10 protein-coding genes and 1 pseudogene are annotated in these 14,097 nt (G+C 46.5%); 8 read left to right on the top strand and 3 right to left on the bottom strand.

Annotation, left to right across the window (positions count from 1 at the left end):
• The first annotated feature begins 10 nt into the window (after window positions 1-10).
• The 8 genes and pseudogenes from CZ225_RS10400 to CZ225_RS10365 all read left to right on the top strand — a co-directional run bounded on the left by CZ225_RS10400 (window position 11) and on the right by CZ225_RS10365 (window position 10,202).
• Window positions 11-868, top strand: coding sequence for a GNAT family N-acetyltransferase (locus CZ225_RS10400; RefSeq protein ID WP_007366527.1), 858 nt, complete (start codon window positions 11-13; stop codon window positions 866-868).
• A 256-nt stretch (window positions 869-1,124) separates the two neighbouring features.
• On the top strand, window positions 1,125-3,050 hold the full coding sequence (tet, locus tag CZ225_RS10395) for a tetracycline resistance ribosomal protection protein (protein ID WP_007366526.1): 1,926 nt from the start codon (window positions 1,125-1,127) through the stop codon (window positions 3,048-3,050).
• Window positions 3,050-5,368 (top strand): hybrid sensor histidine kinase/response regulator, encoded by a 2,319-nt coding sequence (locus tag CZ225_RS10390; protein WP_007366525.1) that lies wholly within the window; start codon window positions 3,050-3,052, stop codon window positions 5,366-5,368. The genes tet and CZ225_RS10390 overlap by 1 nt, the downstream gene beginning before the upstream one ends.
• Window positions 5,361-6,679, top strand: a pseudogene (locus CZ225_RS10385) (sigma-54-dependent transcriptional regulator). The gene CZ225_RS10390 and the pseudogene CZ225_RS10385 overlap by 8 nt, the downstream one beginning before the upstream one ends.
• 281 nt (window positions 6,680-6,960) lie before the next feature.
• Window positions 6,961-7,374, top strand: a complete 414-nt coding sequence (locus CZ225_RS10380) for a dihydrofolate reductase family protein (protein ID WP_007366523.1) — start codon at window positions 6,961-6,963, stop codon at window positions 7,372-7,374.
• 211 nt (window positions 7,375-7,585) lie between these two features.
• Entirely contained in the window at window positions 7,586-8,203 is a 618-nt protein-coding gene (locus CZ225_RS10375; protein ID WP_007366522.1) for an RteC domain-containing protein, read from the top strand.
• A 150-nt stretch (window positions 8,204-8,353) separates the two neighbouring features.
• Window positions 8,354-9,817, top strand: coding sequence for an ATP-binding protein (locus CZ225_RS10370; RefSeq protein ID WP_007366521.1), 1,464 nt, complete (start codon window positions 8,354-8,356; stop codon window positions 9,815-9,817).
• Window positions 9,810-10,202, top strand: a complete 393-nt coding sequence (locus tag CZ225_RS10365) for a hypothetical protein (protein WP_007366520.1) — start codon at window positions 9,810-9,812, stop codon at window positions 10,200-10,202. Before CZ225_RS10370 ends, CZ225_RS10365 begins: the two co-directional genes overlap by 8 nt.
• A gap of 41 nt (window positions 10,203-10,243) precedes the next feature.
• Here the strand turns inward: CZ225_RS10365 and mobC are convergent, their stop codons facing one another.
• From mobC to mobA, 3 genes are read right to left on the bottom strand one after another with little or no spacing between them, the layout of a single operon-like run.
• Window positions 10,244-12,253, bottom strand: coding sequence for a conjugal transfer protein MobC (gene mobC, locus CZ225_RS10360; RefSeq protein ID WP_007366519.1), 2,010 nt, complete (start codon window positions 12,251-12,253; stop codon window positions 10,244-10,246).
• Between the two features lie 31 nt (window positions 12,254-12,284).
• On the bottom strand, window positions 12,285-13,535 hold the full coding sequence (gene mobB / locus CZ225_RS10355; RefSeq protein ID WP_007366518.1) for a conjugal transfer protein MobB: 1,251 nt from the start codon (window positions 13,533-13,535) through the stop codon (window positions 12,285-12,287).
• Window positions 13,514-13,939, bottom strand: a complete 426-nt coding sequence (mobA, locus tag CZ225_RS10350) for a conjugal transfer protein MobA (RefSeq protein ID WP_005944180.1) — start codon at window positions 13,937-13,939, stop codon at window positions 13,514-13,516. Before mobA ends, mobB begins: the two co-directional genes overlap by 22 nt.
• Window positions 13,940-14,097 lie beyond the last annotated feature (158 nt).

Below are 14,097 nucleotides of genomic sequence, written 5' to 3'. Positions count from 1 at the left end.
ACCGTCCGATATGGGAATCATCATTCATTCTTTAGAGTCCGTTTCTTTCAAAGATTTGTATGCGGCATTCTCATCCGCATTCAAAGATTATGATTTCTCTTTGAATGCGGATGAATTGCGACGCATGCTCGACCGACGAGGATACAATCCACAACTATCTTTCGGAGCATTTTTCGAAGGACGGCTGATTTCTTTTGTGTTTAACGGAACAGGCATGTACAACAACATCTTGACGGCTTATGACACAGGGACGGGAACCGTACCTTCATTCCGGGGATTACACCTAACCCAAAAAATATTCACTTTCAGCCTCGAATTGATATATCAACAAGGAGTTCGGCAATATGTACTGGAAGTTTTGCAACACAATCACAAAGCAATAAAAATATATCGCAAATTAGGCTTTGAAACACAGAGAAATTTCAACTACTACTCTGCCAAACTGAGCGATATTGTTCCTGTATTGCAAGTAAACCATACTGCATGTCGCATACTCCCATCGGATTTAAAAAACTGCCTTAACCAAACGGCCTGGTTCGATTTTCATCCTTCATGGCAAAATGACAGGGCTTCACTGGAACGCGGAATCGACAATTTGGACATATTGGGAGCTTATGAAAGAGAAGAACTTGTCGGATTTGTTATCTTTGAACCGGCATCAGGCGATATTTCATCCCTCGCAGTTGCAAAAGATTACCGGCGTAAAGGAATAGGCAAGTCCTTGCTTAAAAGTGCTGTCAGTCATTTTCAAAGCGATGTACTCAAATTTACTAATGTTGATTGCGATTGTGAATCAGTCACTGGTTTCTTGTCATCATTAGGACTTACCCCAAAAGGACAACAGTTTGAAATGGTCAGAAAAATTTAACCTACATTTATATGAATAGCCCTCATCATCAAATAACAAATTAATAATACCAAATAAAAATACGTATAGATTAAAAAAGTTCTTTGTGCTTTTGTCAGGGAACTTTTTTTTCGTAAATTTGCGTTCAATTATGCGGCAGTAATAATATACATATTAATACGAGTTAAGAATCCTGTAGTTTTCCACATGCTACGAGGAGGTATTAAAAGGTGCGTTTCGGCAATGCATCTATTGTAGTATATTATTGCTTAATCAAATGAACATTATAAATTTAGGAATTCTTGCTCACATTGATGCAGGAAAAACTTCCGTAACCGAAAATCTGCTATTTGCCTGCGGAGCAACGGAAAAGCGCGGCAGTGTTGATAAAGGTGACACCATAACAGACTCTATGGATATAGAAAAACGTAGAGGAATTACTATTCGGGCTTCTACGACATCTATTGTTTGGAATGGTGTGAAATGCAATATCATTGACACTCCGGGACACATGGATTTTATTGCAGAGGTGGAGCGGACATTCAAAATGCTTGATGGAGCAGTCCTCATATTATCGGCAAAGGAAGGCATACAAGCACAAACAAAGTTGCTGTTCAAGACTTTGCAAAAACTGCAAATCCCGACAATTATATTTATCAATAAGATTGATCGTGCCGGCGTAAATCTTGAGCGTTTATATCTGGACATAAAAACAAATCTGTCGCAAGACGTCTTGTTTATGCAAACGGTTGTCGATGGAGTAGTTTACCCGATTTGCACCTCAACAGATATAAGGGCAGAACACAAAGAATTTGTATGCAACCATGACGACGATATATTAGAACTATATTTGGCGGATAAAGAAATCTTACCGGCAGATTATTGGAATGCGATAATCGCTCTTGTGGCAAAAGCCAAAGCCTATCCGGTCTTGCATGGATCAGCAATGTGCAATATTGGCATCAATGAGTTGTTAGACGCCATCATTTCTTTTATATTTCCTCCGGCATCAGTCCCAAATAGACTTTCAGCTTATCTTTATAAAATAGAACATGACCCCAAAGGGCATAAAAGAAGTTTTCTAAAAATTATTGACGGAAGTCTGAGACTTCGAACCGTTATAAAAGTCAATGATTCGGAAAAATTCATCAAGATTAAAAATCTAAAAACCATTTATCAGGGCAAAGAGATAAATGTTGATGAAGTGGTTGCTAATGATATCGCAATTATAGAAGATATAGAAGAATTAAGAATCGGAGATTATTTAGGTGTTAAACCTTGTCTGATTCAAGGATTATCTCATCAGCATCCCGCCCTCAAATCTTCTGTCCGACCAGACAAGCCCGAAGAGAGAAGCAAGTTGATATCCGCTCTAAATGTATTGTTTATTGAAGACCCGTCTCTGTCCTTTTCCATAAATTCATATAGTGATGAATTGGAAATCTCGTTATATGGTTTAACCCAAAAAGAAATCATACAAACATTGCTGGAAGAACGATTCTCCGTAAAGACCCATTTTGATGAAATCAAGACTATCTACAAAGAACGACCTAAAAAGAAGGTGAATAAGATTATCCATATCGAAGTCCCTCCCAACCCTTACTGGGCCTCAATAGGACTGACTCTGGAACCTTTACCGATAGGGTCAGGGGTGCAAATCGAAAGTGAAATCTCCTTTGGTTATCTGAACCATTCTTTTCAAAATGCCGTTTTTGAAGGAATCCGTATGTCTTGCCAATCGGGATTGCATGGATGGGAAGTGACGGATTTGAAAGTAACCTTTACTTATGCCCTTTATTATAGTCCGATAAGTACCCCTGCCGATTTTAGACAATTGTCTCCTTATGTCTTCAGGTTGGCTTTGCAACAATCAGGAGTGGATATTCTCGAACCGATGCTCTATTTTGAGTTACAGATACCACAAGTAGCAAGTTCCAAAGCTATTACAGATCTGCAAAAAATGATGTCTGAGATTAAAGGTATCAGTTGTAATAAAGAGTGGTGTCTTATTGAAGGGAAAGTTCCATTAAATACAAGTAAAGACTATGCTTCAGAAGTAAGTTCATACACTAAAGGCTTAGGCACTTTTATGGTTAAGCCGTGTGGGTATCAAATAACAAAAGGCGGTTATTCTGATAATACCCGTATGGAAGAAAAGGATAAACTTTTATTCATGTTTGAAAAATCAGTATCATCAAAATAATGGAACGATCCAGGAATTTCTATAAGACAATACGGTTGGGGTATATACTTATCTCCGTTCTTATCGGATGTATAGCATATAATAGCTTCTATGAATGGCAGGAGATAGAAGCATTAGAACTTGACAATAAAAAAATAGACGAGTTCCGAAAAGAGATAAACAATATCAATATTCAAATGATAAAATTTTCTCTATTTGGTGAAACAATACTGGAATGGAACGATAAAGATATCGAACATTACCATGCACAGCGTATGGCAATGGATAGTATGCTCTGCCGTTTCAAAGCTACCTATCCGGCAGAGCGTATAGACAGCGTACGCCATCTTCTCGAAGATAAGGAACGGCAGATGTGCCAAATCGTTCAAATACTTGAACAACAACAAGCCATCAACGATAAGATAACCAGTCAAGTACCTGTAATCGTGCAGAAGAGTGTGCAGGAACAGCCCAAGAAGTCCAAGCGCAAAGGTTTCTTGGGCATCTTCGGCAAAAAGGAAGAAGCGAAACCAACTGTGACTACCACGATGCACCGTTCCTTTAACCGGAATATGAGAACCGAACAACAGGCGCAAAGCCGCCGCTTATCGGTTCATGCCGATAGCCTTGCCGCACGAAATGCGGAACTTAACAGGCAACTGCAAGGACTGGTTGTTCAAATAGACGGGAAAGTACAAACTGACCTACAAAAGCGGGAAGCCGAGATAACAGCCATGCGGGAACGGTCGTTCATTCAGATTGGGGGCTTGACAGGGTTCGTTATACTGCTACTGGTCATATCATATATCATCATACACCGAAATGCCAACCGCATCAAGCGATATAAACAGGAAACCGCAGATTTAATCGAGCGACTGCAACAAATGGCAAAGCGAAACGAGGCACTGATAACCTCCCGCAAGAAAGCCGTACATACCATTACCCATGAATTACGCACACCGCTGACTGCAATAACGGGCTATGCCGGACTGATACAAAAAAACTTCAATGCGGATAAAACCGGGATGTATATCCGAAATATTCAGCAATCCTCCGACCGTATGCGTGAAATGCTTAATACTCTTCTGAGTTTCTTCCGGCTGGACGACGGCAAGGAACAACCTAATTTCTCCACGTGTAGGATTTCATCAATAGCGCATACGCTCGAATCAGAGTTTATGCCAATTGCCATAAACAAGGGACTTGCTCTTACTGTGACGAATCACACGGATGCTGTTGTACTGACCGATAAGGAACGCATTCTACAAATTGGAAATAACCTGCTGTCAAACGCCATCAAGTTCACTGAGAACGGTGCCGTTTCTCTGACAATGGGGTATGATAACGGTATGCTGAAACTTATCGTCAAAGATACGGGTTCGGGTATGACCGAAGAGGAACAGCAACGTGTGTTCGGTGCGTTTGAACGTTTGTCAAACGCTGCCGCAAAGGACGGCTTCGGATTAGGTCTTTCCATTGTTCAGCGCATTGTGACAATGCTCGGCGGCACAATCCAGCTGAAGAGCGAGAAAGGCAAGGGCAGCCGTTTCACGGTGGAGATACCCATGCAGTCAGCCGAGGAATTGCCGGAACGGATAAATAAAACACAGATTCATCATAACCGAACACTCCATGATATTGTTGCCATCGACAATGACAAGGTACTTCTCCTAATGCTGAAAGAAATGTATGCACAAGAAGGGATACATTGCGATACCTGTACCAATGCGGCGGAACTGATGGAAATGATACGCCGGAAAGAATACAGTCTGCTTCTGACCGATTTGAATATGCCGGATATAAACGGCTTCGAGCTGTTGGAACTGCTACGCACCTCCAATGTGGGCAATTCAAGGATCATTCCGATTATTGTAACAACCGCTTCGGGCAGTTGCAACAGAGAGGAACTTTTAGAACGTGGATTTTCTGATTGCCTTCTCAAGCCGTTTTCCATATCGGAGCTGATGGAAGTTTCCGACAAGTGCGCCATGAAAGGTAAACAAAATGAAAAGCCTGATTTCTCCTCCCTACTGTCTTACGGCAATGAATCCGTCATGTTGGATAAACTGATAGCGGAAACCGAAAAGGAAATGCAGTCGGTCAGGGATGGGGAACAACGGAAAGACTTTCAAGAACTGGACGCCCTGACACACCACCTACGTAGTTCGTGGGAGATACTGCGTGCCGACCAACCATTAAGGGAACTTTATAAACAGCTTCATGGGAGTGCCGTTCCCGATTATGAAGCATTGAACAACGCCGTGACTGCCGTATTGGATAAGGGTTCGGAGATAATCCGGCTGGCAAAAGAAGAAAGGAGAAAATACGAAAATGGATAAAACAAAAATCATCGTGGTGGAGGACAACATCGTATATTGCGAGTTTGTCTGCAACCTGCTGGCACGGGAGAAATTCCGTACCGTGCAGGCTTTCCACCTCTCGACAGCGAAGAAACTTCTGCAACAAGCCGCTGACAATGATATAGTAGTTTCTGATTTGCGTTTGCCTGACGGTGACGGCATCGACCTATTGCGCTGGATGCGCAAAGAAGGCATGACGCAGCCGTTCATCATCATGACCGACTATGCCGAAGTACATACGGCGGTTGAAAGCATGAAACTCGGTTCGCTGGACTACATACCCAAGCAACTCGTGGAGGACAAACTCGTGCCTTTGCTCCGCACCATACTGAAAGAGCGGAATATCGGGCGAAGCCGCATGCCCGTATTTGCCCGTGACGGTTCAGCCTTTCAGAAAATCATGCACCGGATAAGGCTGGTAGCTCCTACCGACATGAGCGTACTGATATTCGGGGAGAACGGTACTGGCAAAGAGCATATTGCCCATCTACTGCACGATAAAAGCAAGCGTTCAGGCAAGCCTTTCGTGGCGGTGGACTGCGGCTCACTCACCAAAGAACTTGCGCCATCGGCGTTCTTCGGACACGTTAAAGGAGCGTTCACTGGTGCTGAAAACACAAAGAAAGGCTATTTCCACGAGGCGGAAGGCGGCACATTGTTTTTGGATGAAGTGGGTAATCTCGCACCGGAAACCCAACAGATGTTACTCCGTGCCATACAGGAACGGCGGTTCCGTCCCGTTGGCGACAAGTCCGACCGCAGTTTCAACGTCCGCATCATCGCCGCCACCAACGAGGATCTGGAAAAGGCGGTCAATGAAAAGCGTTTCCGACAGGATTTGTTATACCGCCTACATGACTTCGAGATAACCGTTCTGCCCTTACGTGACTGTCAGGAGGACATCATGCCGCTGGCGGAGTTCTTCCGTGAGATTGCCAATAAGGAATTGGAATGCAATGTTAGTGGCTTCAGTTCCGAAGCGCGGAAAGTGTTACTGATCCATTCATGGCCGGGTAACGTGCGCGAACTTCGGCAGAAAATCATGGGTGCGGTGTTGCAGGCTCAGACGGGACTTGTCACGAAAGAGCATCTGGAACTTGGAATAACCGAAACAACCTCTGTTGTCGGCTTCTCCCTACGCAACGAAGAGGAAGATAAAGAGCGGATTATACGTGCTTTGAAGCAGGCTGGCGGGAACCGGAAGGTTGCTGCCGAATTGCTATAGGCAGGACAACACTCTATAATAAACTGGAAGAATATGGATTGAAGTATAAATTTGAGCAACCATAGCCCGCAATTCGCTGAAAATGGCTATCTTTGCATGACATATTAGAAGGTAACGGCGACTGGCAGAGCCTTTTGCCGCCTATATATAACATAAGACCGCAAGGCGTTTCGAGCGAAAATCTGGTAAATTGACACTACGGAGACGATTGCGTGATGCTTATGCTATGCCTACGCATAGCGTGCATTCACGTACTCTCCGTAAAAGGCTTTACCAGAGCCGTCGCTTGAAAGTAGTGTGATTTGCACGCTACTTTTTTGCCCTTGCCCAACGAAAGGAAACGATAATGGGTAAAGTACAGATTCTTGCCGTCCTCACGATAGACGGTTGTCAAAGCTCCGAGTTATATTGCAAAGCGTATAAGGAACTGCGCCTTGAAGATTGCGGCATCAATGAGATAAGGGAAAACGCCCTTTATCATATCACACCGGATTATTCCATCTCCATGCTTGACGAATGGCGGAAATCCACAACAGACATCTGCTATCTGGCGGAAGTCACTCCTGAAAAAGCGGACTACATCAACGGGCTGCTGCGTATGCGTGTGGTGGATGAAATCATACTTTACACGATTCCTTTCATTGCCGGAACGGGAAAGCGTTTCTTCCAATCCGCCTTGCCGCAGGAACAATGGACGCTGACCTCACAGAAGGTGTACCGCAACGGAGTGGTCCGCCATATCTATAAAGCGTGCGTTTGATGTCCATAAAATGGACGAATGTTCAGTAAATGAACACTTTAAGCTGAATACAATTCCTTTCAGATAAATAAATCGCGAAATTATCACTCTGAAATCCAGCACCTTGCAGAGAGCGTGCCGGATTTTTTATTTTATGGACACGCTTTTTGCCAATCATATTCATGTGCGCATACCGAAAAAACAGAGTGTAAAATTTCAAAATTGACAGGACATGAATTATTTCTTATTGACGGAAACAGAGTTCTTCCGCCGTATAAACGAAGCCGGGGACTGCAATATGGAAACGGCATACACGGCTTTCGCCACGCAAGTGATCGAACTATGCAACGGCAATGTGGACACCACCCGCACCATCATCGCGCTGGCTTACATTGAAATCGAGTTGCAGCACCATCCCGTGCGCAATCTTCCCGAAGAAAAGAGGGAGGTTGCAGCCTACATCAGCAAGGCACTCTCTTTCGTTAGGAAGATGCAGAAGTTCCTTGCCGCTCCCCAAGTGTCACCACTAATCCCCATCCGTACATCCTCCGACAACACAACCGAAAATCCCGCCTCACCCCTGCAATGGACGGGCAACGCCATCGACCTCGTGGAACTTATCTACGGCATCAACGAGATGGGCTGCATCAATAACGGCAACATGCCGCTCAAACAGCTCGCCCCGCTCCTCTACAAGATTTTCGGTGTCGAATCAAAGGACTGCTACCGCTTCTATATCGACATCAAACGACGGAAGAACGAAAGCCGCACCTACTTCCTTGACAGGATGCAGGAGAAACTGAACGAGAAGATGCTCCGCGACGAGGAAATGGAACGTTTGAGAAAATAATCCTGTACCAATGATGAATCAGGGGGTGACGTTATGCCACTCTCTGATTTTTTGTAGGTTTTGTACCTGCCGTGCAGATACATTTCGTTATCTATTCGCCCGAAAACCAGCGAAAAGCACTATCTTTGTACCCACCTTACAGAATTGTATATGAGCATAGACAACCTCGACATAGTAAAACGGCTGATAGCCGAAAAAGAATGCGGACGGGTGGAGTTCAAGGAAACCACCGGACAGTTGGAGCGTGGCATGGAAACGCTTTGCGCTTTCCTTAACGGAGAAGGCGGCACGGTATTGTTCGGTGTTACCGACAAGGAAAAAATCATCGGACAAGACGTGAGCGACAAGACCAAGAGGGATATAGCGGACGCGATCAACCGGTTGGAGCCTGTGGCAATGGTACAAATATCTTATGCACCGCTGCCGGACAGTGAGAAGAAAGTAATTGTTTTTCGTGTTGAAGATTCAAGGCTCAACCGTCCGTTCTGCTATAAAGGAAGACCATATATGCGGGTGGAAAGTGCGACCACAACGATGCCACAATCAAAGTATAATGAACTTCTTTTGCAGCATGAAAAAGTCTGGCATAGCTGGGAAACCTACCCGAATACCGATTTGAAGATTACGGATTTGGATGAAGAGGAAATCCACAAGACGGTACGTTTAGGAATAGAGTACGGACGTTTACCCGAATCGACAGGTGACGAAGTTCCTATCATACTTGAAAAACTGAATCTTCTTGAAGGCGGTGTACTTAAAAATGCAGCCGCCGTATTGTTCGCCAAAAAGAAACTGGTACATTATCCGCAGAACTTGCTGCGACTTGCCCGATTCAGAGGTACAGACAAAACCGTATTTATAGACAACAAACGGGTACACGGGAACTTGTTCCATCTGCTTGACGAGGCAATGGCTTTTGTGTTCAGACATCTTTCATTATCCGGAACAACGGACGCATTGGAGCGTGAGGAACATTTGGAAATACCGCATAAGGCTATACGAGAAGCTGTAATCAACTCCCTATGTCACAGGAGTTACCGTGATATTGGAGGTTCGGTAGCCATAGCCATCTATGATGACCGTGTTGAAATAGAGAATCCCGGTTCGTTTCCGTCCGAATGGGATATGAATAAAATCAAATCCGAACATGGTTCAAAGCCCCATAATCCTTTAATTGCAGACACGCTTTATGTGCGAAAAGTATTGGAGAGCTGGGGACGCGGCATAAATCTCATAATAGAAGAATGTCAAAAGGTTAATTTGCCGGAGCCTGAATATCAAATAACAACCAATGAAGTGAAACTTGTCTTCAGATATAAGGTGGCAGGACAAGAAACAGGACAAGAAACAGGACAAGTAGCAGGACAAGTAGCAGGACAAGTAATGTCGCTTGTATCAGCTTTGGGAAATGATATTTTGCCGTTGAAAGAAATCATGGAGCGTTTATCTTTGAGGGGACGTGATAATTTCCTTACCAGTTACCTAAATCCTGCATTGAGAGAGGGACTTGTCGAACAAACCCATCCGGAAAATCCCAAGCACCGCAACCAAAAATACAGGCTTACTGAAGCTGGAAAAATCATTTTGTCAAAAGGCAACAGGAAGGATGGCTAAGAAGAAACATAAGAAAGATTCAGATGCAGACTTGCCTGTAATCATGGATTACGGCATCGGTTGCATATCCATTTATGACCCGGTTGATATGATGCCATACAATGACCCGCCTGTCACCGAGCAAACCCGTTTCAAGAAACTCCGCAAGGAAATGAAAGCGGAGTTCAAATGGTTGGCGTCTTCTATAACAATAGAGTATTGGAAAGAAAACCGGCAGATACCTTTCGGTGAGGAAATGTCGAAACTCAGAATCCGACTGTTGAGAATCTTCGCCGAAGAATACAGCATACTACTAAAAGATGATACAGAACTGAAAAACTATCTGCTCATGCTTGTCATTACCACCATCAACAAGCATCTCCAATCTGAAAATAAAAATCCGTAACCGGTCGTCGGCTACGGATTTTCCATATATAAACGGATATACTATTTCTGCTGCAACAGATGTTTCAGATTTTCGTCACCCGCGATGCGTTCCAGCTCGTCGGCGACAATCTGTTTCACCTCCTCCTTGATACGCCTGTAATTCGCCTGCACTGTTTCCTTCATGCAGTCTTTGCCATCCTCGTCCGTGAAGTCAGTAATTACGGGTATCGGCTTGTAGGCTTTCTCCTCGCGCTTGACCTTCTCGGCATCCACGACAATCTCACAGTGGAAAATCTTCTGTTCTATACGTTCGTTGAAGTTGTCGGACACCGAACCGACAAACATTCCCTGCGTCAAGCCGGAAATCTTGCTCGGCGGGATAAGCGCGTCCATCTGCGTGTTGATGGAGGTGGAAACATCCTGCCTGTTGATGGAAATGGACTGCCGTTTCTGCAACACCTTTCCGAACCGTTCCGAGAGCGTCTTGGCGGTTTCGCCCACCACCTGACCGGAGAAAATATTGCCGACGGTGTTCATCACCACTTTCGCCTCCTTGTCCCCGTAGTCACGCACCAACTGGCTGAAATCCTGAAATCCCAGACATACGGCAACCTTGTTGCTTCGTGCGGTGGCGATAAGGTTGTCCAGCCCCTTGAAATATATCGTCGGAAGCTCGTCGATGATAACTGACGACTTCAACATCCCTTTCTTGTTGATGAGCTTCACGATACGGGAATTATACAGACCGAGAGCCGCCCCGTAAATGTTCTGACGGTCCGGATTGTTGCCCACGCAGAGTATTTTCGGCTCTTTGGGATTGTTGATGTCCAGCGTGAACTCACTGTCCGACATCACCCAATAGAGCTGCGGGGAAATCATGCGTGACAGCGGGATTTTCGCCGATGCAATCTGCCCCATCAACTGCTCGGCAGCCCCTCCGAGCCACGCGTCCATGAACGGTGAGAGATAGTTCTCCAATTCCGGGTAAGATGTCAGTATCGGGAAGATATCCTCGTAACGGCGGTTCAGGAACTCGATGGCATGGGGGAACGTGCAATACTTGCCATTTTGGAAAATTTTAAGATACCAGATGATAGCCGCGAAGAGGATGATGGGCGATTCCACAAAGAAGTCGCCCTGCTTCTGCACCCAACTCTTGTTTAAGTTGAGCATGATGGTGTACGCGCTTTCGTAAGCGTCCGTAATATCCTCCATGAAGTCCGGGTGAATGGGATTGCAACGGTGCGAGCGTCGCGGGTCATCGAAGTTTATCACGTAGAACTTCGGCTTCACCTTGTATCCCTCCGGGTGGTTGAGCAGATGATTATAGGCTATCGTGGACAAGTCGCTGAATTTGAAGTCGTAAACATACATCGAGAAGCCCTTCTCAATCTGCTGCTTGATAAAATTGTTTACCACCGCGTATGACTTTCCGCTGCCCGGCGTACCCAATACGATGGAAGCCCTGAAGGGATTCACTACGTTAATCCAGCCGTTGTTCCAACGTTTCCTGTAATAAAAGCGGGTGGGCAGATTGACCGAATACTCGCTTTCGATGAGCCGTGTTTCCTGCATGAAGCTCTCGTTCTCGTTGTTGAACACGTCATCCATGAGGTTGTGTTTCAACAGGCGGCTCATCCACAGACCGCCCATCAGCAGGCATACATAGCCCGTGCCTACGGTCAGCACGTAAAGCCCCGTCACCGCTTCAACCGGTAGCGGCAACGCCAGTATCCACCAGTTGAGGAAGAACAGTACGAACCCTGCGGCAAGAGCCGTCCAGATCCGTCCCCAAGTAATTTTCTCTCCCTTGACGCCCTTCGTTCCCAGACAGGACAGGGCAAGGAGGAGGACGGCAAACAGTTTCGTGTAGAGGATGGAACGGAACAGCCCCGCCGTGCGGTTGAAATTCATCAGGATTCTGTCCACCACGCCGATGTCCACGCTCCAGAGCCGTATGGCTTCATAGCAGAACCAGTACACGTTCATGACCACTAAAATAATACTCACGGCACGCAGAAAATCCATGATTTTCGCCAATGCCCTCAAATCGTCTTCTTGTTGTGACATAGATTGAAAAATTTTGATGTTGATACCTCGATTACATTCCCAAACCCTTGCGCCTTTTCTTTTTCTTCTTGCGCTGCATCGCCCGGATAAAGGCTTCCTCCTCGGCATCCACAGCCGGACCTTCGGGAGTGAGCAGACCGATACCTCCCGCCGTGTTCTCGTGGTCGGATGCTGTCTGTTCGCGCATATCCTCTACTGTTTCCACCGGAACGGAAAGCGGAATCGGTGGCTGTCCGGCATAAGGCAGCGTGAAGTGTTCCTGCAAAGCGTTGGCGGAAAGTTCCTTGCCCATGCGCGAGCCGTTCAGCACGCAGCCCGTGCGATGGTCGATAAACGTGGCTCCGTAGATGCGCCCTTCCTCCGTGTAGCGCAGCACGGTGTCGATACCCTTCTCCCTGAGCCGCGAAACGAACTTCTCCTTGTCATACGTGCCTTCAAGCACGGAAAGGACGGTGCGTTTTGTCATGTCGGCGAGTTTCCGGTCCTTAATCTCCTGCTTGGAACGGGCAAACTTCTTCTGCACGGCTTCATAGCCTGCGGACTTCCCGAAAAGCGAGGACTTGAACGGGTTGCCCGTCTTGTTCCCGGCATCATCGGTGACGGAATAGACCAGCCCGTGATACTCACGCCCGCACACGTTTCCCCGCGCTTCCTCCACCGTCATATTATATAAGGAAAGGAGGGCGCGATATTCGCCCATCGTCTGGAAACGGTACTGTCCACTCAGAGCCTTGACGGTATTCCCGACCTGCCTTTTCACGTCGCCCGCCGAAGCGTCCACCTTTCGCAGAGGGTTCTCTATCCGTTGATTCTTACGTTCCGCCGGGTGCAGCCCGTACTTTTGTTCCAGTTCCCGCCGGATGCGGTCGCTGCGGCGGAAAAGGAAATCCTGATTGAGCCGCCTGCCTTTCTCGTCCACATTGATTGTCACGATGTGCAGGTGGTGGCGGTCTATGTCCTCGTGCTTTACAATAAGATACGGCTGGTCCCCGTAGCCGAGTTTTTCCAGATACTCGCGTGCGATGTCCTGCAATTCCGTATCGGTCAGCACATCGTCGGGATGCGGGTTGAGCGAGATATGGAGTACCGGTTTCTCCACCCTCGTATGCTCCGGCATACAGGCGAGAAAACCCTCCATCGCCTTGCGTATGTCCACCGTCCCCGTGCCGTCATTGTAGATGCGGTTGGTGGTGAGCAGACGCCCTTTCGCCTCGTTGATCTTTTCCCCGTTGTAGGCAAGTGCGCCGTACAGCGACTTTCCTACACTGATTTTTGCGACCATTTCGCCTCCATTTCCCTTGAAAGTTCCACAATCTGACGGCTCAGTTTCACGAGTTCGACGGTCTGTTGCTCCAGCTTGTAGAGCAACGCCATTGCCTTTTTCTCGGAAAAATGCAGCCTGAGTTCCTTCACGACTTGGTTGTAGTTCGTGCCTACCGCGCGGAACTGCGCATGGAAATCGGACAGTCTGGTGTAGTAATCCACCAGCGTCCTGTCCACTTTCAGCACCCTGAACGGCTGCCCGAAGAAGTGCGCCTTGATGAAAACCGACTTGGCGTAAACGCCCGACTTCTCGAACATGGCGAGGAAACGGTTGTGTTCCTCCTCGTTGAAACGGACGGTGTAGCGGAATACCGCCGGATCAAGTTTGGGATTTCTCCCGGTCTTGTTTCTTTTCTCTTTCATATAAACTTTGGATTTAGCGGATGGACGGCATAAGCCGCCGCTTGGGGTCACAGACACCGCAGGTTTGAAAAGCTTCCCGACTTCGGAGAGGAAGCCCGCCCCCTGCAAGGGCAAGTGCTTTTCGTGGCTGCTCAAAACGTTTTGAGCGGCTGAAAAGA

Source organism: Bacteroides bouchesdurhonensis, from assembly GCF_900155865.1.
Lineage (GTDB): Bacteria > Bacteroidota > Bacteroidia > Bacteroidales > Bacteroidaceae > Bacteroides > Bacteroides bouchesdurhonensis.
The sequence above is the reverse complement of the archived record's forward strand: the minus strand, read 5'-3'. Positions and strand labels throughout refer to the sequence as shown.